This window comes from Sphingomonas sp. R1 (assembly GCF_025960285.1).
In the GTDB taxonomy this organism is placed as follows: Bacteria; Pseudomonadota; Alphaproteobacteria; order Sphingomonadales; family Sphingomonadaceae; genus Sphingomonas.
The window spans coordinates 1,755,373-1,780,012 of record NZ_CP110111.1; the positions used below are offsets into that span (position 1 = coordinate 1,755,373).

The window sequence follows — 24,640 nt, forward strand, 5'->3', positions numbered from 1 at the left end:
TCACCCGCCCTTGGCGCGACTTGCCAGCAGGTCCTGGGTCAGCACCTGCGGCAGCACCTCGGGCGCGTCCTGCCCCGGCTTGTACCAGAGGTAGAGCGGCACCCCGGCGCGGTTATGCGCCTCGATGAAACGGCCGAGCGTGGCGTCGCCGTTGGTCCAGTCGCCGACCAGCACCGCGACTTTGCCATCTGCAAGCGTCTTCTCGACCGCGGCGGTCTCGATCACCGCCTTCTCGTTGACCTTGCAGGTCAGGCACCAGTCGGCGGTGAAATAGGCGAAGACCGGCCGTCCCTGCGCCTGCAGCTCGGCTAGGCGCGCTTCGCTGAACGGCTCGGCCCCGGCCATCGCCGACGGCGCGCCGCCCGCCGCAGCCGGGCGAACGAGCGCGATGCCACCAAGAGCAAGGAGCACCAGCGGCAACGCCGGAAGCCAGGCATACGCGCGCCCCTTGGCCTGACGGGCACCGGCCCACCACAGGCCCAGCGTCGCCAGCAGCGTCGCGGCCAGCCCGATCGTCATCCCATCGACGCCCGCCTGTTTGCCCAGCACCCAGGCGAGCGCCAGCGCAGTGAGGAACATCGGGATCGAGAGGATATGCCGCATGGTCGCCATCCACGCGCCCGGCTTGGGCAGCTTGCGGCGGAAGGCAGGCACGAAGCCCAGCAGAAGGAACGGCAGCGCGATGCCCAACCCCAACCCGCCGAAGATCGCCAGCCCGGCGAACCAGGGCAGCACCAGCGCCGCGCCCAGTGCCGAGGCCATGAACGGTCCGGTGCACGGCGTGGCAATGAACGCCGCCAGCGCACCGGTGGCAAAGGCCCCGCCATGCCCCTTGCTCGCGGCGCGGTTGACGAAGGCAGGTGTCGTGATCTCGAACAGCCCCGCCAGGTTGAAGGCGATGGCGGCGACAAGCAGCAGCAGCACCAGGATCACCCGCGGATCCTGCAACTGGAACGCCCAGCCCACCGTTGCCCCGGCCGCGCGCAGCCCAAGCAGCAGTCCCCCCAGCGCGAGGCACACCGCCACCACGCCGGCGGTATAGGCCAGCGCCTCGGCGCGCGGGCTGCCCTGGTCGTCATTGGCCTTGGCCAGGCTCAGCGCCTTGAGGCTGAGGATCGGGAACACGCAGGGCATGACGTTCAGGATCAGACCGCCCAGCACCGCCGCGAAGAAGGCGCCGGTCGCCGCCAGCCAGGGCGTCGCGGCACCGGCGGGTTTTGCCGGCGGCACCGCGCCGGGCTTGGCAGCAACGGTGAGACCCTGCCCATCGATCGCGAGGACGCCTTCCAGCGCGGGCGGTGTGGTGCGCGCCTTCGTCTCGATCAACAGCCGATCGCCGTCGCGGGCGACGGTCTGCGGCGCGGCATAGTCGACGGCATTGGCGGTCAGCGGATAGAAATACACGTCCTTCGCCGCTGCACCGGCCGGATAGGGTACCGCGAGACGCAGCACGCCATTCTCCGCCTGGAAGCTGGCCGGGGTACTAAGCGGTCTGGGCAGCTTCGCCCGCCAGCCGTCGAACCTTGCCCGCGTCGCCGGATCGATCGCGCCGTCGCCGATGGTAAGGCTGGTCTCCAGCTCGGCCTTTTCCGGCACGCACAGCGTGTCGGTGCAGACGAGATAATCGAGCTTGAGCTTCACCGGCACCACGCCGCTGGCATCGGCAGGGAGGTGCAGCGTCGTCAGCCGGACGAAGGTGCCTTCATATACATAGTTCATCAACCCGGCGATCAGGAGCCGCTGTGGCACCGGGTAGCGGAACGCCTCGGCGCGCGCGCCCGCCGGCAGCGTCCAGTGCGCTTCGGCGGGCAGGCCCGCGTCGCCGGGATTCTGCCAATAGGCGTGCCATTTCGGATCGGGCGTGGAGACCAGCGCCAGCGTCACGTCGCTGCCCGGCTTGGGGCTTGCCGTTTCGGCGACCAGCTCGCTGCGGACATGGGGTCCCTTGGCGAATCCCTGTGCCATCGCGGGCGCGCCGCCGAGCAAGAGCAGCAGGAGCGACATCAAAGCGAAACGAAGCTGGGCCATGGCCCCGTCCTTGCCCAGTTCGCCGCGTTCGACAATAGCTGGGTGCACCAACGTCCACCCGTGCCCGGAGCCGGCCCGAATGAAACTGCTTGCCCCCTTCGCCGCCGCCGTCGCGCTGGCCGCCACCCCCGCTCTCGCCCAGCAGAGCGCGCCTGTGCCCGCTGCCCCGGCAACGCCGCCCAAGCTGGTGGTGGTGATCTCGGTCGACCAGTTCTCCGCCGATCTGTTCGCCGAATATCGCGCGCAGTTCACCAGCGGTTTCGCCCGCCTGATGACCGGCGCGGTGTTCCCGGCGGGCTATCAGAGCCATGCCGCCACCGAGACCTGCCCGGGGCACTCGACCATCCTCACCGGCGATCATCCCGCACGCACCGGAATCATCGCCAATGACTGGACCGACTTCGCCGCGCCCCGCGCCGACAAGACCGTCTATTGCGCCGAGGACGAGACCGTGCCGGGCACGGACTCCAACCACTATACCGTTTCCGACAAGCATCTGAAGGTGCCGACGCTGGGCGAATGGATGAAGGCGGCCGACCCGCAGTCGCGCGTCGTCTCGGTCGCGGGCAAGGATCGCGCGGCGGTGATGATGGGCGGCCACAAGGTGGACGAGCTCTGGTGGTGGGACGGCAAGGCGTTCGTATCCTATGCCGGCCGGACCGCCCCGGAGGCGGTGACCAAGATCAACGCCGCCACCACCGCGCGCATCGCCGAGGCACAGACGCCGCTCGACCTGCCCGCGTTCTGCCGCCCGCGCAGCCGCGCCATCCCGGTCAGCGCCACGAAGACCGTCGGCGATGGCCGCTTCGCGCGCGCCGCCGGCGATGCCAAAGCCTTCCGCATCTCGCCCGAGTTCGACGACGCGGTGCTGGCGCTGGGCGCCAGGCTGGCGACCGACATGAAGCTCGGCCAGCAGGGGCATACCGATCTGCTGATCCTCGGTGCGTCGGCAACGGATTATGTCGGCCACACCTATGGCACCGAAGGCAGCGAGATGTGCCTGCAGCTCTTCTCGCTCGACCAGACGCTGGGCCGGCTGTTCGATGCACTGGATCGCACCGGCGTCGATTATCAGGTGGTGCTTACCGCCGACCATGGCGGCCATGATCTGCCGGAGCGCCACCGCGAACATGGTGCGCCCACCGAGCAGCGCATCACCGCCGAGGTGACCACCACCAGCATCAGCCGCGCGCTGGCCGGCAAGCTCAGCCTGACCGGCCCGGTCCTGGTCGGCGGCCCGGGGGGTGACGTGTACGTCTCGCCCGCCGTTCCGCAGGCCAAGCGCGCTGCCGTGCTCGCCGAAGCGGTAAAGCTTTATGCGGCAAACCCGCAGGTGCAGGCAGTGTTCACCCGCGCCCAGATCGAGGCGACGCCGATCGTCCACACGCCGCCCGAGACCTGGAGCCTGATCGAGCGCGCCCGCGCCTCCTATGATCCGCAGCGTTCGGGCGACCTGATCGTGGCGCTCAAGCCACGCGTCACGCCGATCCTCGATCCGGGTGTCGGCAATGTCGCCACGCATGGCAGCTTTTGGGACTATGACCGCCGCGTGCCGATCCTGTTCTGGCGCAAGGGTATGACCGGCTTCGAACAGCCGCTGTCGGTGGAGACGGTCGACATTGCCCCGACGCTGGCCGCGGTGATCAAGGTGCCGGTGCCAGGGGAGATCGACGGCCGCTGCCTGGACATCGACGCGGGCACCGGCGACAGCTGCAAGTGATCAAGCTCCTCCCCGGCACGGGGAGGACTTTCTGGTCAGCGCCGCTCGAAGGCGCGCATTCCGGTCAGCCGGTTGTTCGTGACCGAAATCCGCCCGCCGGACAGGTCCGCCACGAACGCCGGATCGACCGGCGCGCCGGGTGCGAGGGCTGCGATATTGCCTTCCACCCGCAGCCCGTCGGTCGGGTAGGTTCGCGCTTCCGCCGCCACCACGATCAGCCCGGAGCGATTCTCCTTCGCCCTTCCCTGCACAAACATGTTCTGCGCGATGAGTCCCGTGCCCCCCTCGGCCAGGTCGATCATATAGTTGGTCTTGGTGCCCGCGCTGTCGTCGAAGCTGTTGTCGGTAATCGCCACGCGGCGCGCGCGCAGCTTCACATAGTGCCCGCCGGTGCCGCGCTCGAAGCGGCTATGAGTGATCGTCACCAGCCCATCCACCGTCAGATACACCGAATGCGAACAGCTCGGTGATTCGTCGCACTGGCCGAGCCCGGCAAAGCTCGATCGATCGATGGTGATGCTGCGTACCGTCGGGTGCCCGCCGCCGAGGATGCCTTCCTGACTGTCGCGGAAGGTCGATCGGGTGACGGTGAGGTCGCCCATCTCGATACGGATGCCGGCGCCGTTGCCGTCGCCCACCCGGAACTTGCGGAAGACGATCCCGTCCACGACCGATCCGCGCCCGCGCAGCACGAACGCCGCCTTGCCTTCGCACACGGTGCTCTCGAAGATCGCCGTGCCCGACTGCACTGCCTTGTAGGTGATCCGTCCCGCCGCCTGCACTACGCACTGATGGTAGGTGCCGGGCGTGATCAGGATCGTCGCTGTTCCGTCCCGCACCGACTCCACCGCGGCTGCGAGCGTGGCAAAGCCCTGCCCCGTCTCGGCAATGGTAAAGGGCTGGACGGCGGCGAGCAGCGCAAGGAGGATCGACATCTCGGCATCCTGCCACCGCTCCCGTTAAAATATCGCGCCGTTGCGAAGGCTTGCACATTCCCCGCTTGTGCGCCGCAACGAAGCATTGCAGCATGCACCCAATGGGCCACTCGGGCGTTTGGGAGCATCGATGGGATCACGGGGGGCGTTCGACGAAATCTGGGGGCATGGCGGGCCGGAGCAGCCGCGCGCCGAGTTCTCCACCCTGTCGCAATGGATCGCGGACACTCCCGCCGACGAATTGCAGCGGCGCCAGCAATCGGCGGAGGCCGCGTTCCGGCAGCTCGGCATCACCTTCGCCGTCTATGGCGACAGCGACGCCGCCGAGCGCATCATTCCCTTCGACATCGTGCCGCGCATCTTCCTCCAGCGCGAATGGCAGAAGCTGAGTGAGGGACTCGTCCAGCGGGTCGAGGCGATCAACGCTTTCCTGGAGGACATTTACGGCGCCCGCCGCATCCTCGACGAAGGCATCATCCCGCCCGAGCTGATCCTGCGCAACGAGCAGTTCCGCCCGGAAGTCGCCGGCATCCGTCCGCCGCACGGCGTCTGGGCGCATATCTGCGGGATCGATCTGGTGCGCACCGGGCCGGACGAATTCTACGTGCTGGAAGACAATGCCCGCACACCGTCGGGCGTCTCGTACATGCTCGAAAATCGCGAGGCGATGATCCGGCTCTGCCCCGAGCTTTTTCGCGATTTCCGCGTAGCCCCGGTGGACAGCTATCCGGACATGCTGCTGGAGACGATGCGCTCCGTCGCGCCCTCGGGGCGGGCACGGCCGGTATGCGTCGTGCTGACGCCGGGCCATTTCAACTCTGCCTATTACGAGCACAGCTTCCTCGCCGATTCGATGGGCGTCGAGCTGGTCGAGGCCGCCGACCTCGTGGTCGATGACGACATCGTCTATATGGAGACGATCGCCGGCCGCGTGCGGGTGGACGTGATCTATCGCCGCATCGACGACGACTTTCTCGATCCCTTGGTGTTCAAGCCCGATTCGCTGCTCGGCGTGCCCGGGCTGATCGCGGCCTATCGCGCGGGCAATGTCGCGCTGCTCAATGCACCGGGCAACGGCATCGCCGACGACAAGGCGATCTACAGCTATATGCCCGAGATCGTCCGTTTCTACTCGGGCGGCGAAGCCCGGCTGCCCAATGTCGAGACCTGGCGGTGCCGCGAGCCGCAGGCGCTGAAATATGTGCTCGATCATCTGCCCGAGCTGGTGGTGAAGCTGGTCGACGGTTCCGGCGGATACGGCATGCTGGTCGGCCCCACCGCGACCACGGAGCAGATCGAGACCTTCCGCGCCGCGCTGATCGCCGAGCCGCACCGCTATATCGCGCAGCCCACGCTGGCGCTCTCCACCGTGCCGACGCTGACCGAGAAAGGCCTGGCGCCGCGCCATGTCGATTTCCGCCCCTTCGTGCTGACCGGCAGCGACAGGGTGCGCGTGGTTCCCGGCGGCCTGACACGCGTCGCGCTGCGCGAGGGATCCCTGGTGGTCAATTCCAGCCAGGGCGGCGGCACCAAGGATAGCTTCGTGCTGCTGGGAGACGCGGCATGATGATGCTCTCCCGCACCGCCGCTGCGCTCTACTGGCTCGGCCGCTATGTCGAGCGTGCGGACTTCATCGCACGGCTGGTGGAGGCGACGATCCGCCTCGACGCGCTCTCCGCTCGCCCGGCCGGCGAGGCGGCGTGGCAAAGCGCGCTCGCCGTCAGCTATACCGACGAAGCGTTCGCCGCGACCGGCCACCCGGCGGTGCAGGCGCATGTCGCCCGCTTCCTGACGCTGGAAGCCAGCCACCCCGGCTCGATCATCCGCTGCCTAGAAATGGCGCGCAACAATGCCCGCGCGGTGCGCACCGCGCTCACCCGCGAGGCCTGGACCGCGATCAACCGCGCCTGGTGGCTGTTCGCCAACCGTGCCTCGACCGGCGGGTTTACCGAGACGCTCAACCTTGTCGAGCAGATCAAGGGCGAAACGCGCGGCTTCGAAGGCGCGATCCACCGGATGATGCGCAACGAGGCGACGTTGCTGATTCAGCTCGGCGCCGCGATCGAGCGGGCGGACAACACCGCCCGGCTGGTCGATGTGAAATATCACCTGCTGCTGCCGGCAGGCGAAAGCGTCGGCGGCGCGGTCGATCGCGACCAGTGGACGACGATCCTCCAGACCGTCTCCGCGGTCACCGCCTATCGCTGGCTCTATTCGGAAGGGCTACGGCCAGACAATGTGATCGACCTGCTGGTCAGCCGCACCGAGCTGCCGCGCAGCCTCGCCGCCTGTGTCGAGGAATCCGTGGCGCTGCTCAGCCAGCTCGCCAAGCGCACCGGCCTGCAGGGCGAGGCCGATCGCATGGCCCGCGCCCGCCTTGCCCGCATCCAGAAGGCGCGCACGCCCGACATCATCGTCGGGGGCCTGCACGAATATCTGGAGAATTTCATCACCGAGAACGCGCTGCTCGACAGCGCAATCGCTCGCCAGTTCCGGTTCCTCTGATGCGCATCGCCGTCGAACATCGGTCCATCTACCGCTTCACCCAGCCCCAGGCGCGGATCGTGCAGATGCTGCGCCTGACCCCCTGCGACACGCAGCACCAGACGGTGGTGAGCTGGATGGTGGGCGTCGATTGCGACGCGCGCCTGCGCGATGCGGTGGATGGCTATGGCAACGCCGTTACGATGCTCTACGCCGAAGGGCCGATCGAGGCGATCGAGATCGCGGTTACCGGCGAGGTGCTGACCACCGACAATGCCGGCGTGCTGCGCGGCACGCCGGAGCCGCTACCCCCTGCGCTGTTTCTGCGCTCAACGCCGCGCACCGTGCCAAGCCCCGAACTCGCCGGCTTCGCGGCCGATGTGAGCGGGGGGACGACCGACCCGATCGAGAAGCTCCACCGGCTCAACCAGGCGCTGCACGCCCGCTTCCGCTGCGTGCCGGACGCCCCCGATACCGGCCTCACCGCGGCGCAGGCCTTTGCCGGCAAGGCGGAGGCATCGCGCGACGTCGCGCAGATGTTCGTCGCCGCCGCGCGGACGCTGGAGGCGCCGGCCCGCTATGTCTCGGGCTATCATCTCGACGGCACCCAGCAATGCGCGCCGCACGCCTGGTGTGAGGCTTGGATCGACGGGCTTGGCTGGGTGGCGTTCGATCCCGTGACCGGCCTGTCGCCCGATGACGGCTATGTCCGGGTCGCCGTGGGCCTGGATTCGGAGGGCGCCGCGGCGGTCGCCGGGCACCGTATCGGGCATGGCGACGAACAGCTCGCGGTGGATCTGCACGTCGACCGCCTGGGCAACGAGGAATAGGTCTCCGCCGTCGCTACCGAGCGCCGGGGCCTGCCCGGCGCTGGAATAAATTGCGTCGTGCGGTCGTCTTGGGTCGCAGAGTTAGCCGTCCACGCGAGCGGCGGACGGCATTGGCAGCTCCCCCTCCTCAGGCGAATGCGGCAGCTACCGCGCTGGGCATTGCGCCGACCAGGTCTTCGTCCTCCAGCAGCGCCCAGCCGGTGGGACCCAGCACCTCGATCGGGCGATAGCGGGTCTTGTAGGCCATCCGTGCGCTGCCCTTCACCCAATAGCCCAGATAGACATAGGGCAACCCGGCCGCGCGCGCGCGCAGGATATGATCGAGGATGATGAAGTTGCCCATCCCGGGCCGCGCTTCGTCATCGGTGACGAAATAGCTGTAGATCATCGACAGCCCGTCGCCCTGCTGGTCGGTGATGCACGCGCCGACCAGCCGCCCGCGCTCGCCGTCCACCGACGGTTCGCGATACTCGACGACATAGGAACTGACCGGCGACTGCTCGACCATATCGGCATAGTCGCTCTCGTCCATCGCCGCCATGCCGCCACCGGGGTGGCGCGTATCGAGATAGCGCTTGAGCAGCGCATACTGCTCGCCGGTCGCCCAGGGCTTGCACGCGGTGACTTCCAGGTCGCCATAGCGCTTGAGCAGCTTGCGCTGGGTGGCATTGGGCTGGAAACCCTCCGTGACCACGCGCACCGAAACGCACGCGGTACAACCCGCGCAACTCGGCCGATAGGCGACCGACTGGCTGCGGCGAAAGCCGATGCGGCTCAGCGCATCATTCAGTTCGCCGGCGTGCTGGCCGGTGAGTTCGGTGAAGATCTTCCGTTCCTGGCGGCCGGGAAGGTACGGGCAGGGCGACGGACTCGTAACGAAGAAACGCGGAAAACGAGATAATGCGGTCACCGCTCAGCCGTCCTCTTCTCCATCGGGCCGTCCCGACCAGCCCCTCTTAGAAGACTATGGGGCTGGAAGCGCATGATGAAAAGCGCGTTTACCATCAATCAGGACCATTCCAGAGGCCGCCGCGTTCCCACGTGACGCGGAACGAGACGAATCCCGCCGCCGCTAACCATGGATCGCGCTTGGCAGGCGGGGTCGCACCGGGTTGCCCCCGCCAGCGATCTCACGGGGCGATTCGATTCGCAGCCTCAGGACGCGGGCGCGTTGCCGAGTCCCAGGGCATCGAGCGCCGCCCCGACGCCATCCTCCGCTGCCAGCGCGAAGGCGGCGCGCCGGGCATGCGCGGCAATGCCCTCGTCTGCCAGCAGCATCCGGATCGTCGCGGCAGCGCGCGCAGGGGTGTAACGGCGCTTGGGCAGCGACAGACCCAGCCCGGCGCGCACGATCCGCGCGGCATTGTCGAATTGGTCGCCGAAGATCGGGCAGACAAGCTGCGGAACGCCTGCCCCGATCGCCTGTGCGGTCGTGCCGATGCCGCCATGCCCGATCACCGCCGCTGCCTGCCCGAACAGCTGGGAATGGGGTGCATAGCCGACGACCAGCACGTCCTCCCCCGCCAGCCCGGCATGGGTCGCCAGCAAATCCTCGCCGACCAGCAGCACGGCCCTTCGCCCCAGTCGCCGCGCCGCCTCGGCACTGGCGGCGTAGAAGCCGTCTTCGGCATAGACCGCCATGCTGCCCAGCGTGAATACCAGCGGCGGCGGCCCGGCCGCGAGGAAGGTCTTGAGCGCCGGCGACAGGCCCTGCCCGCCAAAGCCGCCATCGTAGAAGACGAAGCCGGTCTGGACGAAGCTGGCAGGCGTATCGGACGGTGCGGGCGAAAAGGCGGTCGACCACAGGCCCACCGCCCGGTCGACCGCCAGCGGTCCGGCCAGGACCTCGTTGCCAGCGAAGGGGGGCGCGCCGGCATCCGCCCGCAGCTGCGCGAACGGCTCCAGGCCCTTTGCGAAGCGCCGCTCGGCCAGCCGTAGCAGCGGGCGCACGGCACCCGGGCCGAACCAACGACGCAGCCGCACCAGCATGGTTTCCCCGCGGGTCAGCACCGGCGGATCTTCGGCGGAAAGTAGGGTGATCGGCTGCAGCAGCGCGGTCGCCAGCCGTACCCCCGCCGCCTGCGCGGCGATGCGCGCATGGATCGAAAAGCTGCTGGCGACCACCAGATCGGCGCCGGTCACCACGGGCTTGAGGTCCGCCAGCGTCACCCCGGCATAAGGCACCAGTACCCGGTTGATGATGAAATCGAAATCCTGCGCGATCGCGCGCGCGATCTCGCCCTCATCCATGCCGGTATCGGCGATCAGTTGCGGCCCGTCGGGGCGGATGGGGTGAAATTCGATGCCGTGCCGTTCCGCGATCGGACGCACCGACTCCGCACCGGCGAACACGGGAACATGCCCCCGCGCCTGCATGCCGAGCGCAAGCGCGATGAAAGGGTGCACATCTCCCAGCGTGCCCAGCGTCGCCAATACCACTCGCATCGATCGCCCCCATCTTCCCCAACCCAGCGGATATCGCGACTCACACTGGCAAGGTCAGGTCGTCCGCTCCGAGCCGAGCCTGGTCCGGCTCTCCAGCCGCTTTACGACCCGCCGGCCCAGCGCCACCGATGGCTGCTCCACATAGCGCTGCGACAGGAACGAGCAGAAAACGACGACCGTGAAGTAGGCCGGCATCAATATCAGCACCGCCATCACCCAGGACGAGAACAGCGGCCAAAGACTGATGACGAGCGCAAGAATGATCGTATGGAGAAGATACACGGAATAGCTGATCTTGCCAAGGAACTGCCATGCGCTCGAAGTGAAAAGCTTAGCATATACACAAACGAGGAAGAGCGACACGCCACCTAGGTAACCCGTATTCGCCGCTACGACGCCGATCAACTCGGTCTTTGTATGATGATAGGCAAGCGTATTCGCTGCGGATGCGCCAAACACCAGAAAGAACAGCGCCGCAGGATATAGCTTGGTCGCGATCGGGCCATAGCCGATGACCCGCATGCGGGTCAGCGCGCCGAAATGCATTGCCGCCAGGTAGGTGGGGATGCCGATCGGCAGGCTGCTCATCGGGTGATACCAGCGATAGACCCCACCAACCACGGCGATGCCCAGCAGGACGATCATCGCTGCGAAGTGCATAGGGAAGCTGTGGACGCGCTTGCCCAAAAACAGCGCATAACAGATGCCGTAGAAGAGCATCTCGATGAGCAGCGTCCAGTCGACGGTCAGGATATACGGGACGCCAACCATCCGGTGCAACAACGTCGCGTTCACGAGAAACTGGGGCGCGGTGATTGTGCGCATTCCAAGCGCGGTGAAGACCAGGCTCGCCAGGCAAATGGTCAGCCAGAAAGCGGGATAGATCCGGAAGAACCGGTTGATCGGGAAGGAAAGGGCCGGATTCCTGCCGCCGAAGCTGTAGGGAATCACGAAACCGCTGATGCAGAAAAATGCAACAACACCGACCCGCCCCGGGCTGAACAAATCGTAAAACCACGTGTTCGCCGCGACACTCACGGCAGCAGGTACGGACAGCTTGGTGAGGCTTTCCCCGAAATGCGTCAGCACGACTAACAGTGCGGCAATGCCTCTTAGACCATCGACCTCGGTGAACCTCTTGCCCTCGATCACGAAACTTTTCCTTTCCCCCGGAACTTTTCGGAATCCTTAGCTTTAGAGGCGCAATGCTGCCAGCGTTGATTGCGGTGCAGCGAGACCAAAAGGGGTCAGTCGGCCAATCGCTTGCGCGGGATACCGTGCGCCATTCAATTGCGGCCGCACCGCCCGTATCTTATTGCCTGGATCTGGTAGGGGACGCCGAGCACGAAGGGCTCCCTGCTCGATCGGATTGCCCGGCCCGAATCAACGGGCCTCATGGCACTGCAGGGATCGCGATGCTGGGAACAAGACGGGACATGCTGCGCGCTTCGGCTGGATTGGCGCTATTCTCCTGCGTCTCCTGCACGAGCGAGTCGAAGAGCGCCGATACCCAGGCCGTCCGAACCGAGCCCTTCCAGCCGCGGTTTCGACTGCCCGTCGAAAAGGGATTGATCGCGCGCTGGTCTGCCAACCAATCCACGATCGACGCCCCGGGGGGACGTGTTCGTTCGATCAGCGATCTCTCCCAAAGGCAGTGCACGGCGAGTGACGAGGGCTCCGGCCTTGGCCCGCAGCTTGTTCGATATGCAAACGGCATGCAGGCGCTCCGCTTCAATCAGGATGCCTTCCTGTCGGCGAACACGCCGCCGCTCGATCCACTAGCCTCGACGATCATCATCGTGCTCCGCGACCACAGCACGCGCGCGACGAACAAGACGATCGTGTCGTCCGGCAAACGCTCCACGACCGGTGGTGCGAAGCTGGCGTTTCTGTCCAATGCGGTTGCCGGGGAAGCCCCGTTTGTCGGCCGTGCGGGCGGCAGCCCCGATCCCATGGTGCGCCCGCACCTGCTCCTGGGGTGCCAGCTTCAGGTGGCGGGCTGGCGAAACGGTGCGCTGGGCGATCCGCGCGCTGGGCGGGATCAGGGCATCGGCCAGCGTTGCGGTGTGAATCGCAAGGCTGCAACGGTTGCCAATCGGCGCGGGGCCGTGGTGGCGGGGCTGGAAATCGGGCGGGATTCTGCCGCCGTCACGCCCCCGAGCACGCCCACCGCGCCACAGATCGGCTCCGGCAGCTGGTACAGCGGAGATATTCTGGACGTCATCGTCTATGACCGCGCGCTGAAGGACGCAGAATTTGATGCGGTGATGGCAGCGGCGGCCGATGCCTATCGCATCCCCGAAGTCACGGATCAGTTCGTCCTGGAGGGGGACAGCCGGATCTGCGGGATCCCACCCACCAGCACCTGCGACAACCCGGGAATGATGTTGACCGAACCCGGCGCGCCGCATGCGCTGCCGCCCTCGGTCCGCATGATCAACTACGCGGTGGGTGGCTCCTCCACCGTAGCGCTGCGCGCGCGCCTGAACCTGACGCCGGCAACGGCAGGGCTATGCCAGCGCATCCCCGGCGGGATCAATCGCCTCGCGTTCATGTGCGGACACAATGATCTGAGCCGGCCCGAGATCCGGCCCCTCGCCGACCGATCCCAGGCGGTCTATCGGGATCTGGTGCAGGTGATTTCCGGCCACGGGCAGCCGAGCTACATCAGCCTCGGCTGGGAAGTCACGCTCCTCGTCGAGATGCATGACAATATCGAGCCGTTCATCAACGGCGGCAGCGGTTACACGAGCTACCGGGCGCTGCAACGAAGCCTAGCGGGCAACGATCTGCTGAACGACACACAGACGGGGCCGGGCCAGCAATATGCCAACATGCTGCACATTCTCGACATCCCTCGTATTCGGCGCGCGGGCCGAACGGTGTTCGATACCCGCGCCGATACGGCCAATCCGCTATTCTACCGGCCGGACCGCCTGCACGAGACGCCGGAGGGCATGATGGTGCTGGTGACCGGCGGCGATACGCCGCAATTTGGATTGCGCTCGGTCTGGCGCGGGTAGGAAGGACGCCCAGGCCTGGTGGTGCGCCTCAATAGGCGCGCGCCACCAGGATCCGCTCGACCGCCGGCTTGCCGGTGAACAGGCAGGTGCCTTCCGCCGGTGCCGCGCCGCCGGGCACGTTGCGGAAGGTGAGCTTCAGCGCCTTCAGCCGCTCGACCACTGCGTCCAGCTCTGCGCCGGTCGGCTTGGCCCAGCTGACCTCGGCCCAGCCCGGGAACTTCTCCGAATCGGCGAACATCGCCGCCAGCGTGTCGTAATCGGTCACGTCGCGGCGGATATTGCTGTCCAGCCGGCCGCGCGCGTCGAGGTACAGGCTCTGCTGGATGCTCTCGAGGATCGCGGCAGCTTCGGCGACGAAGTCGGCGCGGGGCAGGATCTGCGAATTGAGCTTGCCATCCTCGCGGTAAAGCTTGTCGCGCTGGATCACCGAGACATTGCCGCCCGCCACATCGCGCCCGCCCACCTCGATCACGATCGGCGCGCCCTTCTTCACCCAGCCCCAGCGCTTGGTCTGCGCCTTCACCGCCTTCAGGTCCAGCAGCGCGCGCACCGGCTCGCCGAGCGCGGTCAGCTTGGCGAGTTCGGCCTGGAGCGACTTGCAATAGTCGATCGTCGCCGCGTCCTCGGGCTGGTCGCGCAGCATCGGCACGATCACGATCTGCCACGGCGCCACCATCGGCGGCACGCGCAGGCCGTCATCGTCGCCGTGGACCATGATCAGCCCGCCGATCATGCGGGTCGAGACGCCCCAGCTGGTCGTCTGCGCCAGTTCGAACTGGCCTTCCGAATTCTGGAACTTGATGTCCTGCGCCGACGAGAAGGTGGTGCCGAGGAAGTGCGAGGTGCCGGCCTGCAGCGCCTTGCCGTCCTGCATCATCGCCTCGATCGAGAAGGTCGAGACCGCGCCCGGGAAGCGCTCATTTTCCGGCTTCTCGCCGGCAATCACCGGCATCGCGAGGCAATCCTCGGCGAAGCTGCGATAGACCTCGAGCATCTTGAGGGTCTCTTCCTGCGCCTCCTCGACGGTGGCGTGGGCAGTATGCCCTTCCTGCCACAGGAATTCGGCGGTGCGCAGGAACATGCGGGTGCGCATTTCCCAGCGGACGACGTTCGCCCACTGGTTGATCAGCACCGGCAGGTCGCGCCAGCTCTGCACCCAGCGCGACATCGCCGCGCCGATCACCGTCTCCGAGGTGGGGCGGACGACCAAAGGCTCTTCCAGCTTCGCCTCGGGATCGGGAACCAGCCGGCCGTCCTTCTGGACAAGGCGATGGTGCGTGACGACCGCCATTTCCTTGGCGAAGCCGTCGACATGCTCGGCTTCCTTCTCGAAATAGGAAAGCGGGATGAACAGCGGGAAATAGCAGTTCTCGTGGCCCGTCGCCTTGATGCGATCGTCGAGCAGGCGCTGGATGCGCTCCCAGATACCATAGCCCCAGGGCCGGATGACCATGCAGCCGCGCACGCCCGAATCCTCGGCCATGTCGGCTTCGCTGATGACGGTCTGGTACCATTGCGCGAAATCGCCGTCGCGCGTGACGGAAAGGGCGTGCTTGATCATGCCCACGCGCTTAGCGGCTGGACGCGCCGACGCAAGGGCCGGCGCGTCGATCGCTCAGACGGAAACCGCGCCCACCGGCGAGGTCTCGTCGACGGGGTTGCCGAAGCTGTCGAACGGGATCAGGGGCTTGCGGCCGATCCGCAACTGCCCCTTGAACGGCTTGTACCGCTGGTTGGCGTCGAAGGTCAGCGCCGCTTCGGCCAGCCGTCCGCCCTGTCCCCGCGGCTGGCCGCGGAAAAAGTGGTTCCGCTCGATCCGCAGGCCATAGCTTGGCATCTGGCCGCCATCGGCGTCCATCTTGGCGCAGACATTGAACAGCTGGACATGGTTGCGATGGCCGTGCCCGACGAATTTGGAGCGGAACAACAGGCAGCCGGGCTGGCTGATGAAGGTGTTCTGGGTCAGCAGGAAATTCCGGTGGCCATCCTGGAACTGCCCCTGCTCCCACCCATCCCCGGTCTTGCGAAGAATGGAGAGCGCCATCACGAAGTCGGTGATTGACTTCGACCGTTGGACTGCCGTTCCTGCCTGGTCCGCGCTGAACGGGTCGAGCAGCACACCCGAGCCGCTGAGGGCATCGAAACTTTTGACGATGCGATATTCGCCGGCCTGGGGCCCTTCCTGCAGACGCAGCATGTCGTCCGCGATGACGACATTGGGCTTGCCGCTGCCGCTGGTCAGCTGGAAGTGCGCGCCCTGCGTTGCGATGCGGCTTCCCGGCTCGAGCGGCACCGGCGCCTGGGTAAGGAACAACTGCGAAGTGGGGGACTCGGCCCGGTAGCGAAAAATGGTGGTGTTGTGCAGGCCGCGATGCGTGGGCAGCCGCACACCTTCCTGCTGGCAGAAGTCCGCGTGCCAGATCGCATAGATCCGGATGCGGTCGCCCGGGCGCAACTGGCCGGCGAAATCGCCGCGCACGATCGCCGTGCGGGCTATCGGATCCGCCGACACCAGATCGATGATGCCCGCCTGCGCGGGCGCGCCCGAGAGGAATTGCATCTTCCAGAGATCGCGCTTCTCGACCAGCGGCGCGAGATCGCCGACATCGGCGAGGGTCAGCACGGTCGTGCCGTTCGGCCCACGCTCGGCACCGGCGATCGTAAGATGCGGCCCGGAATGGAGACGCCGCAATCCTGATCGCGGCATGGTGACGAAATAGCCATCGACGACCACGCCGTCATAGCCGGGACCACCGGCGAAGCAGTCGGTGACGTCATAGGACGTGACATTGCGATAAAGCGCCGCGCCCTGCGTCAGGAAATTGGCGAACAGGCATTCCGCGAGATAGACGCTGCCCAGGCCCGGCGCCGGCAGAAAACCCGAAACGACGATGTCCCGCTCCGCCGGCGGTCCCTTGTCGGTATTGAAACCGAGGAGAAAGCCGCTCGCATCCCGCGGACCATCGGGTCCGAGGGGATCTACGAGGCGGCTTGCAAAGAAGCCGATGACGCGATCGCGCGGCCCCCAGAGCTGCATCAGTTGCCGCAGGTCAAACGTGAGGCCGATAAAGTGCACCACGCGCGCCTGGATCATCCAGCGCCGCTCGGGAAGAAACCGGTTCGTGCGGGAAATCACGATCTTGTCCGGAGCCAAGCCGTCTTGGGCCACGACTTCGATCGCGCGGCGATTGTTGAGCTGCCCCCGCCGCGTGATGTTGCTGTCCTCGAGATATCGACCGGCTGCCAGCACCAGCTTGCCGCCATCGCCAACGCCTGCGTTGCTCAGCGCATGCCCAAGGGTGCGCCAGGGGGCAGCGCGCGTCCCGGCCGCGGCATCGTCACCCTTGTCGGGATCGAGATACCGGACGGCCCGTTGGGCATCGAGTGCACGGTCGACGTTGATGACGAGCGGGAGCTCGATGCGCCGCTCCAGCCCGTGCTCACCGCGCAGGTAGCAATAGAGGATCGCATCCCCGGCGGTGATGGCCCCCTCGCCGGCGGCGATCTCCACCGAGAAGCCGATCGACCCCTGCGGCATCGTCGTTCCGTCATGGGTGCGCACCGGGGTGACGTTGACGCTCCACTCGGTGACGGTGACGGTGTTTCCTTCAAGGAAGAAGACGGCTTCCTTGAAATAGTTGAGGTCGGTGCCGTCGGCGGCCTGTGGCGGCAGGCCGAGCGCGGTGATGCGAATGCCGGGCCCGTGGATCCACTGGCCGGGAATTGCCGAGAATCCTCCGATGAAGCGCTCGTCGGGTACCAGCGTGCCCCGGGGCGCATCGCTTTGCGCCGGCGCATCGCCGCCGCTGCCGGGCCGGCCATTCCAGCGGGGTCCGGGCTGCAAAATCCCCGGGCCTGCCTTTACGCCATGCCCGGCAGCCGAGCTGCCGGGCGCCGAGCATGCGAGCGGCGTAACCGATAGGGCGAGGCCCCCGCCCAGAAGGGTGCGACGTGTGGTATCGATCATGCGGCGCGCTCCAAACCGTGCGCGCCGTGACTACAACCAAAAATGCTGCGCTGCGAGCGGGATCAGGCGCCCCGTGCCTGCTTCGAGCGGTACAGCAGCGCGAACGTCAGCCCCACCAGCATGAAGAAGACCTGGTCGTTGTCGGTCTGCGACAGCACGAGCCTGGTATTGAGCAGCACGACCATCGTCGTCGCGACCGCCAGATGCAGCGGATAGCCTTGGGAGGGGTCCGTCAACCCGGCGCGGATCAACAGCCCGGCACCCAGCACCATCGTACCGTAGAATGCGATGAAGCCGAGCACCCCGTAATCGACGGCCGTCGAGAGGAAGCCGGAGTCGATCGACAGGAACCCGCTCTGGGAACGCCATCCGACGACCTCCGCGGACTGGAACGGCCCGTAGCCGAATACCGGGCGCATCGCGAGCTTGGGCAAGCCCATGCGGATCTGCTCGTGGCGCCCGTCGTTGCTCGCCTGTGTCGCGCCGCCGCCAAGAACGCGATTGTGTACCGCAGGCACTACCATGATCATCACCGCGAGAACCACGGCGAAGGCCGGATACATCATCGTCGTGGAAATCCCGACGAGCCCGCCACGCTCCTTGATCCAGCGCCGCAGGCCCCAGAGCAACAGATAGGTGGCATGCGCCACGACCATGCCGACCATGCTCAGGCGCGCGCCGCTCCAATAGGCGGACAATACCATGGCGAGATCGAACAGGATCGTGAGTGCAAGCGCCGACACCGACCGGCTGTTCACCATCAGGTGGATCGCGAAGGGAATCGTCATCGCCACGAGTTCGCCCCACACCAGCGGGTTCCCGAACACGTTCATCACGCGATACGTGCCGCGCACCTGCGAGGTGAGATGCAGGATGACGCTCGGATCGTTGATCTGCAGCCAGCTGGGAATGTGGCCGACCCACAGAACGTGCTCGGCCCGGAACTCGAAGAAGCCGATCACCATCAGCACGGACACGCAGCCCAGCATGTTCCGCACCCACCATTCGGGTGTGCGCGTGTTCGATCCCAGGCACCACAGCGTCGCGAAGAAGAACGGCGTGACCGTCAGCGAGATATTCACCAGGCGCCCGATCGAAACGGATGGCTGGCTGGAAATGAGCGACGCGATGATCTGGATGATCAGGAAGCCCAGCATGAAGCGGGCAAGCCAGGGCGACGCCGACAGCGTCACCGCCATGTCGCGCCGAAACTTCGGCGAAATCGAATAGCACACCAGCAGAAGAAGCGTCGTCAGCACGCCGAACAGGCGGCGGAAGGAGATCCAGGGCAGGCCCGCCACCGACAGCGACAGATAGTTCGGCCACACGATCGCCAGGATCATGAACAGGACGTAGCAGCGCAGCAGCAACTTGGTGGGCGCCTTGTCGGCCTCCGGGAGCGCCCAGATGACGAACAGCGCGAGAATCGCCAGCGGCGCGGCGGCCCCGAGGAGCATGCTGGGCGGCAGGATCGCCGAAAGCAGCCCGTAGACCATCGACACGAACACGATCACGGCGAGCCCGACGAAGCGCCGCCCGAGCGTGACGAGACCAGAGCGTTGCGGGTGATAGAGCGGGAGCACCGCTCTGGCGGGGAAGAACACGATGTCGCGCGCCCGGCGCAGGGGCTGCACCACCCGCGCCAAGCCGCCGCTCCCCCGAACTCGCGCCGATGTCGCCATGACCAACCCCTTAGATAATCGGTATGCCGATCAGCCGCACCGCGACCATCGACACGAAGCGCAGGAAGACCGACGGCACCGCGATCGCGATCGCCGCGCCTAGTGCACCATAGGGCGGAATCAGGACCAGCGCGAGTATTGCGGCAAGGATAACCGACGACATGGTCAGCACCACGGCCAGACGCTCGCGATTGGCCATGACGAGCACGCCGCCGCTCGACGCGAAGACCATCCCGAACACCTGCCCAAGCACCAGCACCTGCATCGCGGCGGCGCCCGCGGTGAACTGTTTGCCGAACAGGCCCATGATCCAATGCGGAGCGACCAGCACCGCCAGGGCGATGGGCGAGGCGGCGACCAGCAGCGCGAGAATGGTGATCCGGATGATGCGGGCGATCCGCTTGACGTCGCCCTGTTCGTAGGAGGCGGCAAAGACCGGATGCAGGATCGTCTCGGAGGTGGCCGACAGCAACTTGAGCGAGGATGCGATCTGATAGCCCACCCGGAACAGACCGGCTTCGGCGGGGCCGTGCGTCGCGGCAAGGATCACGGTGGCAAACCAGTCGACGAAGAAGTTGTTGACGTTGGTGATCAGCACCATGAAGCCGGGGCGAAGCATCGGCCGGTCCAACGGCTCGGCCGGCGCCCAATCACGCGTCATGCGGCGGACGATGATCGTCGCGGCAAACATCGTCACCAGCCAGCCGACCAGGTACAGCACCGACGGCAGCAGCGGATTATGGGCAACGCCGATCAGCAGCGCGCCGGCCAGCATCGCCCCACCCAGGAAGGTGCCGAGCGGCCCATCGACCATCTGCGACTTGCCGATATCCCCCATGCCGCGCAGCGTCGTCGAAGCGAGACGGCAATAGGCGCTGACCGGAATGAGAAACCCCATGATCAGAAGGTCCGGCGCCATGGCGGGGCTGCCCAGCAGGTTGGTGGCAATCTGTTGGTGAAACAGCAGGATCATCACCATCAGGACCAGGCCACCACCCACCGCGACCCGCGTGGCATGCCGCACTGCGGTACGCGCCACACCCGTGCGATTTTGCGACACGCAGACGGCCACGGTGCGCACCAGGATGGTATCGAGGCCGATCAGCGACAGAATGACCAGCATCTGCGCAGTCGTGAGCGCCGTACCGAAGGCACCGACGCCGGCGGGGCCAAAGGCGCGGGCGACCAGCCAGGTGAAAGCGAAACTGGTGACGGCGCCGAAGCCCTTGACGCCGAAGCCGACCACCATCTGCCCCCGCAGCCCCCGCAGGTGCAACTTGCTACGTGTCACGTTGAATGCTTGCCCCACAGGAGATCCCGTCTGTGCCTTATGGCAGGGCCCTCCCGGGGGCAAGCCTGAGGACGTCATCAGACGTGATAGAAGTCCTGCACCAACTTCTTGGTGGCGAACAGGCTATTCGCCACGGACAGGCTGCCCGTCGCCGAGACGGCCGCAGTGCCGGCCGCATTCATGGCGATCGCCTGGGCGAGCGACACTTGCGCGACGGACGCCGTCGATGCCGATCCCCCCAGCGTCAGCGTGCCGGTGGTCGCCGCCGGCAGCGCCGTCGACGTGACCGGGGTGCCGAGAATGGTTACGGCGCTGGCGGCCAAGCTGCTGGTGAGGCTGGGCTTCACGGTGGTGGTCGGCTGGCTGGCGGCGGTCGCCGCGGCATTCAGCGCGAGGATCTGGGACGCACTGAGGGCAGCGTCGCGCATCTCGATCTCGCCCACGCTGCCGCTGAAGGCAGCGTTGAACGGGCTGCCGATGTACAGTCCGGCATATTCGACCGCCCGCGTGCTGCCGACGATCGTTCCCGATCCCTTCACCACGCCATCGACATAGATGATCGCCTTGCCCTTCGCGCTGTCATAGGTCAGCGCGATCTTGTGGGTGGCCGTGTCGGTCATCTTGGCGCCGCTCGTCGCGACGGTATAGCTCTGCCCGGCGGCATTCTTGACGGTGAAGACCAGTTCGCCGTCCGCCCGGAGCGAGATTCCCCAGCTCTGGTTGACGCCCATGATCTGGCCGACCGCGCCCGTCGCGGTGGCACGCTTCATGTCGAAGTTGAGCGTGAAGGCGGGCAGCGCGAAGAGTTGACGTGAATTGTCCCGCGTAAGCTCGAAGCCGGTGCCGGTCTTCACCTGGAACATGCCGTTGCTGATGGCGGTGAGATCCAGCGCCTTCGTGGTCTCGTCCGTGCTCCAGCGCGTCTGGTCCACGATTCCGGTCGCAGTGAACTGCAGATCCAGCAGCAGGTTGGCGCCGGTCGAGGTCTGTGCTGCCGCCTGCTCCTTGGCGACCTGCGCGGCAAACGCGCTGCCTGCAGGCGGCTGATAGCCGACACCGCTGACGATCAGGTTCGCCAGTTGCGCCTTCGATCCGGCCATGAGATCGCCGATCTTGCGAAGAGTGACTGCGTCCGTTGCAAGCACGGCGTTGTTCGATTGGGTAATACCGCTCGACGTTGCGGTGATCACAACCTGGTCCACGACATTGTTGGTGACCTTGCCGCCGGTCACGCCGTCCAGGCGGATCCAATCGGCGATCGCATCCATCTTCGAGATGATGGTATTGGAGTCCACGGTGACGTTCTTGCCCAGAACGACATTGATCCCGTGCGTGAAACCATTCTGGTACACGAGATTGTTTTTGATCGTGATATTTTCGTAAGGAATGCTGGATTCATTGCCCATGAACACGCCCTGGAAGGCCAGGCCGTCCCCCTGCATCATCACATTGTTGGTGATCGTGATATTCGTGTTGCCCTTGGTCTTGCCGTTCGTCATGAACTGGATGGCGTCGGGATGCTCACCATTCACCGGATAGAGGTTGGTGAACATGTTGTTGTCGATGACGACGTTCGACGCTTCGGCGAAATTGGTGTGATCGCGGCGATTGTCGTGGAAGTTGTTGCCCTGCAGGGTGACACCGTCGACGGTGAGGACGTTCATCCCCAGGGCGAAATGATCGACCGAGGAATTCTTGATCGTCACCCCCTTGCTTTCCCGCAGCAGAAGCCCCCAGCCCATCGACTTCGTCACATCGCCCGTACCCCCGCTCAGGGTCACGCCGTCGATCACGACATTGCTGGAGCCGATGATCCGGTTCGCGTAATTATAGTCCTGTGCCGGCTGGAAGTTTTGTGCGGCCGTGACGTTCTTCACCACCAGGTTGCTGCTGTTGATGATCTGCAGGGTCGTCACATTCACCGGCTTGCTCGCATCGAGCGAGGTGATCGTGACGGGCGTGGTGAAGGTCTTGGTGTGCACGGTGATGGACGTATAGGTCCCCGCCGCAAGCTTGATCGTCTCGCCCCCTTTCGCAGCCTTGATGGCGGCGTCCAGTTCGCTCTGATTCCTCACGATGATGTCCGGCATGTACTCTACCCTCGTTACGCGTCGACCCCAATCGACCTGCGATCCCTCGGACCGTCTTGTACCTGCCAAGCCCTGAAACGGTGGCTAAGAGGCAGGGTTAATGCCCTGTTTTTCAAGCCGATAACTGGCAGCCCTCAAGGCACTGCCAGCGTGCGGGCAACACTCTCGACGCCGCAGTGCAGCACGGGTAAGAACGAGGCATGGAAGCCTCGCCCACACCCGACGTCAGCATCCTGGTGGTTGCCTACCACTCGGCTCCGTTCATCGGACAATGCATCCGGGGCATCGCCGCGGCGGCACAAGGCACAGCCCACGAAATCCTGCTGATCGACAATGGCGGCGGCGACACCGAGGCGGTGGTTCGTGCCGAGTTCCCGCACGTGCGGATCGTGCCGAGCGAGGGCAATATCGGCTTCGGGGCGGGGAATAACCGGTGTGCGGCCCATGCCCGCGCGCCGCGGCTGCTGCTCGTCAACCCCGACGCCATTCCCCGCCCCGGCGCGATCGACCTGCTGGTCGCCTTCGCCAAGGCGCACCCGGACGCGGCAGCCTGGGGCGGGCGTTCCTATTTTCCGAACGGCCAGCTGGACCATGCCAACTTCCTCCCGCTGCCCACGGTGCGCGATTTCGTCGTGTCGATCTTCATCAGCAGCCCGATGCGGCGCGGCGGCCTTCCTGCCGACGCCACCGCGCCCGGGCCGGTCGAGGTGCTCAACGGCGGCTTCATGATGGTCGATGCCCGCGTGTGGCGGGAGATCGACGGCTTCGACGAAGGCTTCTTCCTCTATTCGGAGGAAATCGATCTGTTCCAGCGGATCCGCGCGCGGGGCTATTCCGTGCTGGTCGATCCGGCTGTGGGCGTGGTGCACGACACCGGTGGCGGGCATTCGCTCTCGCCCACTCGCGTGCTGTTTCTCACCACCGGCCGCATGCATTATGCCCGCAAGCATTTCGGCCGCGTCGGTGCCGTCGTGACGGGCTGGGCACTGTGGGCCAATGCCGCCAAATATGTCGTTATCGGCGGCCTGCTCGGGCGCCTCTCACCCCGCCGGGCGGCGCGCTGGAACGCGCTGCGCGATGCCTGGAGCATCGTGTTCGGCCAGCCGCGGCGCTGGTGGCACGGCTGGCGCGACCACGTTCGTACCTGAGGATCGCGCCGCGCCAGACGGCCCGAAATGGCAACCCGACGCAAGGCGGAAGGCTTGCCGACGGCAAGCCCCCCGACTTGTCGCTCACTGCGCGGCGTTGGGCGCCGGAGCAGGGGCCGCAGCAGGCGCGGCGGCAGCGCCGCCCTGCAGTTGCGGCGGCGGGCTGTAGCCCGGCTGATATTTCACCGACTCGCGCGCCTTCTTCAGACGATCGTTCAGCTGCGCGTCCGCCGCCTTGCTGAACCGCTCGGTGCGCAGCGTATTGAGCGCGAGTTCGCGCGCCTGATCGCCCGCCAGCGGCTGGATCGTCGTGCCGGTGATGACATTGGCGGTGACGCCCTGCTGCGTCGGCAGGATGAACAGCTCCTGCGCCGGCAGCGCCGCAATCTTGGCGGCGATCTCCGGCGGCAACGCGGCGGTGTCCAGCTGGGTCGGCGCGCGGCGGAACTGCACGCCGTCGGCGGTCAGCTTGGCGGCAAGCTGGTCCAGCGTCTTGAGCGGCGCGAATTCCTTGAACTTCGCCGCCGAGCCGGGCGGCGGGAAGACGATCTGTTCGATGCTGTAGATCTTGCGCTGCGCGAAGCGATCGGGATGCGCCGCTTCATATTGCGCGATCTCGGCATCGGTCGGCTGGGCGATGCCGCCGGCAATCTTGTCGCGCAGTAGCGTGGTGAGGATCAACTCGTCGGCGCGGCGCTGCTGGATCAGGAAGACGGGGGTCTTGTCCAGCTTCTGCTCGCGGGCGTACTTCGCGAGAATCTTGCGCTCGATGATGCGCTGCAGCGCCATCTGCTCTGCAAGCTTGCGGTCGGTCCCCTGCGGCACCTGCGTGGCCTGCACTTCGGCATTCAGTTCGAAGATGGTGATCTCGTCGCCGTCCACGCTGGCGACGACCTGCCCCTTATCGAGCTTGCCTTCCTTGCTGCCACATCCGGAGACGGCCAGCGCGGCCGCAGCCACCGCCGTTACCAGGTACAATTTCTTCATGAAGACCTCC

General features: G+C 66.2%; 17 protein-coding genes. 6 read left to right on the forward strand and 11 right to left on the reverse strand.

What is annotated here, in order from left to right:
• Positions 1 to 2,028, reverse strand: a complete 2,028-nt coding sequence (locus OIM94_RS08525) for a protein-disulfide reductase DsbD family protein (RefSeq protein ID WP_264609633.1) — start codon at positions 2,026 to 2,028, stop codon at positions 1 to 3.
• 79 nt (positions 2,029 to 2,107) lie between these two features.
• On the opposite strand from OIM94_RS08525, the gene OIM94_RS08530 reads away from it, so the two are divergent.
• Positions 2,108 to 3,748 (forward strand): alkaline phosphatase family protein, encoded by a 1,641-nt coding sequence (locus OIM94_RS08530; protein ID WP_264609634.1) that lies wholly within the window; start codon positions 2,108 to 2,110, stop codon positions 3,746 to 3,748.
• Positions 3,749 to 3,783: 35 nt separating this feature from the next.
• Here the strand turns inward: OIM94_RS08530 and OIM94_RS08535 are convergent, their stop codons facing one another.
• On the reverse strand, positions 3,784 to 4,683 hold the full coding sequence (locus tag OIM94_RS08535) for a right-handed parallel beta-helix repeat-containing protein (RefSeq protein WP_264609635.1): 900 nt from the start codon (positions 4,681 to 4,683) through the stop codon (positions 3,784 to 3,786).
• A gap of 130 nt (positions 4,684 to 4,813) precedes the next feature.
• Between OIM94_RS08535 and OIM94_RS08540 the strand changes: the two genes are divergently transcribed.
• Genes OIM94_RS08540 through OIM94_RS08550 form a run of 3 tightly spaced genes read left to right on the forward strand, consistent with a single transcriptional unit; the run spans position 4,814 to position 7,997 of the window.
• The gene (locus tag OIM94_RS08540; protein WP_264609636.1) at positions 4,814 to 6,250 is read left to right on the forward strand and encodes a circularly permuted type 2 ATP-grasp protein; all 1,437 of its coding nucleotides are present in this window, start codon (positions 4,814 to 4,816) and stop codon (positions 6,248 to 6,250) included.
• A 2-nt stretch (positions 6,251 to 6,252) separates the two neighbouring features.
• Positions 6,253 to 7,188: an alpha-E domain-containing protein gene (locus OIM94_RS08545; protein WP_264609868.1), complete on the forward strand. Its 936-nt coding sequence runs from the start codon at positions 6,253 to 6,255 to the stop codon at positions 7,186 to 7,188.
• Entirely contained in the window at positions 7,188 to 7,997 is an 810-nt protein-coding gene (locus tag OIM94_RS08550; RefSeq protein WP_264609637.1) for a transglutaminase family protein, read from the forward strand. Before OIM94_RS08545 ends, OIM94_RS08550 begins: the two co-directional genes overlap by 1 nt.
• Before the next feature lie 127 nt (positions 7,998 to 8,124).
• Here OIM94_RS08550 and OIM94_RS08555 read toward each other — a convergent pair whose 3' ends face one another.
• The 3 genes from OIM94_RS08555 to OIM94_RS08565 all read right to left on the reverse strand — a co-directional run bounded on the left by OIM94_RS08555 (position 8,125) and on the right by OIM94_RS08565 (position 11,594).
• Entirely contained in the window at positions 8,125 to 8,907 is a 783-nt protein-coding gene (locus OIM94_RS08555) for an arginyltransferase (RefSeq protein ID WP_264609638.1), read from the reverse strand.
• 245 nt (positions 8,908 to 9,152) lie between these two features.
• Entirely contained in the window at positions 9,153 to 10,442 is a 1,290-nt protein-coding gene (locus tag OIM94_RS08560) for a glycosyltransferase (protein ID WP_264609639.1), read from the reverse strand.
• Between the two features lie 54 nt (positions 10,443 to 10,496).
• Positions 10,497 to 11,594: an acyltransferase family protein gene (locus OIM94_RS08565; protein WP_264609640.1), complete on the reverse strand. Its 1,098-nt coding sequence runs from the start codon at positions 11,592 to 11,594 to the stop codon at positions 10,497 to 10,499.
• Between the two features lie 284 nt (positions 11,595 to 11,878).
• Here OIM94_RS08565 and OIM94_RS08570 point away from each other — a divergent pair, with 284 nt between their 5' ends.
• Positions 11,879 to 13,465: a hypothetical protein gene (locus OIM94_RS08570; RefSeq protein WP_264609641.1), complete on the forward strand. Its 1,587-nt coding sequence runs from the start codon at positions 11,879 to 11,881 to the stop codon at positions 13,463 to 13,465.
• Between the two features lie 28 nt (positions 13,466 to 13,493).
• Here the strand turns inward: OIM94_RS08570 and OIM94_RS08575 are convergent, their stop codons facing one another.
• The 5 genes from OIM94_RS08575 to OIM94_RS08595 form a co-directional block, all read right to left on the reverse strand.
• A complete protein-coding gene (locus OIM94_RS08575; RefSeq protein ID WP_264609642.1) occupies positions 13,494 to 15,026 on the reverse strand; it encodes a proline--tRNA ligase in 1,533 nt (510 codons plus the stop codon).
• 54 nt (positions 15,027 to 15,080) lie between these two features.
• Entirely contained in the window at positions 15,081 to 17,432 is a 2,352-nt protein-coding gene (locus OIM94_RS08580; RefSeq protein WP_264609643.1) for a hypothetical protein, read from the reverse strand.
• 62 nt (positions 17,433 to 17,494) lie between these two features.
• Positions 17,495 to 19,069: an O-antigen ligase family protein gene (locus OIM94_RS08585; protein WP_264609869.1), complete on the reverse strand. Its 1,575-nt coding sequence runs from the start codon at positions 19,067 to 19,069 to the stop codon at positions 17,495 to 17,497.
• 55 nt (positions 19,070 to 19,124) lie between these two features.
• A complete protein-coding gene (locus OIM94_RS08590) occupies positions 19,125 to 20,405 on the reverse strand; it encodes an oligosaccharide flippase family protein (RefSeq protein ID WP_264609644.1) in 1,281 nt (426 codons plus the stop codon).
• A gap of 77 nt (positions 20,406 to 20,482) precedes the next feature.
• Complete coding sequence (locus OIM94_RS08595; protein ID WP_264609645.1) at positions 20,483 to 22,495, reverse strand: LamG-like jellyroll fold domain-containing protein; 2,013 nt, start codon at positions 22,493 to 22,495, stop codon at positions 20,483 to 20,485.
• Between the two features lie 200 nt (positions 22,496 to 22,695).
• Between OIM94_RS08595 and OIM94_RS08600 the strand changes: the two genes are divergently transcribed.
• A complete protein-coding gene (locus OIM94_RS08600; RefSeq protein ID WP_264609646.1) occupies positions 22,696 to 23,643 on the forward strand; it encodes a glycosyltransferase family 2 protein in 948 nt (315 codons plus the stop codon).
• An 84-nt stretch (positions 23,644 to 23,727) separates the two neighbouring features.
• Here OIM94_RS08600 and OIM94_RS08605 read toward each other — a convergent pair whose 3' ends face one another.
• Positions 23,728 to 24,630, reverse strand: coding sequence for an EpsD family peptidyl-prolyl cis-trans isomerase (locus tag OIM94_RS08605; protein WP_264609647.1), 903 nt, complete (start codon positions 24,628 to 24,630; stop codon positions 23,728 to 23,730).
• Between the last annotated feature and the right edge of the window lie 10 nt (positions 24,631 to 24,640).

Coding starts and splice junctions, on each gene's coding strand:
- OIM94_RS08550 (WP_264609637.1), top strand. CDS start 7,188: ATGCGCATCGCCGTCGAACATCGGTCCATCTACCGCTTCACCCAGCCC.
- OIM94_RS08560 (WP_264609639.1), bottom strand. CDS start 10,442: ATGCGAGTGGTATTGGCGACGCTGGGCACGCTGGGAGATGTGCACCCT.
- OIM94_RS08535 (WP_264609635.1), bottom strand. CDS start 4,683: ATGTCGATCCTCCTTGCGCTGCTCGCCGCCGTCCAGCCCTTTACCATT.
- OIM94_RS08595 (WP_264609645.1), bottom strand. CDS start 22,495: ATGCCGGACATCATCGTGAGGAATCAGAGCGAACTGGACGCCGCCATC.
- OIM94_RS08540 (WP_264609636.1), top strand. CDS start 4,814: ATGGGATCACGGGGGGCGTTCGACGAAATCTGGGGGCATGGCGGGCCG.
- OIM94_RS08525 (WP_264609633.1), bottom strand. CDS start 2,028: ATGGCCCAGCTTCGTTTCGCTTTGATGTCGCTCCTGCTGCTCTTGCTC.
- OIM94_RS08575 (WP_264609642.1), bottom strand. CDS start 15,026: ATGATCAAGCACGCCCTTTCCGTCACGCGCGACGGCGATTTCGCGCAA.
- OIM94_RS08530 (WP_264609634.1), top strand. CDS start 2,108: ATGAAACTGCTTGCCCCCTTCGCCGCCGCCGTCGCGCTGGCCGCCACC.
- OIM94_RS08600 (WP_264609646.1), top strand. CDS start 22,696: ATGGAAGCCTCGCCCACACCCGACGTCAGCATCCTGGTGGTTGCCTAC.
- OIM94_RS08570 (WP_264609641.1), top strand. CDS start 11,879: ATGCTGCGCGCTTCGGCTGGATTGGCGCTATTCTCCTGCGTCTCCTGC.
- OIM94_RS08580 (WP_264609643.1), bottom strand. CDS start 17,432: ATGATCGATACCACACGTCGCACCCTTCTGGGCGGGGGCCTCGCCCTA.
- OIM94_RS08545 (WP_264609868.1), top strand. CDS start 6,253: ATGCTCTCCCGCACCGCCGCTGCGCTCTACTGGCTCGGCCGCTATGTC.
- OIM94_RS08605 (WP_264609647.1), bottom strand. CDS start 24,630: ATGAAGAAATTGTACCTGGTAACGGCGGTGGCTGCGGCCGCGCTGGCC.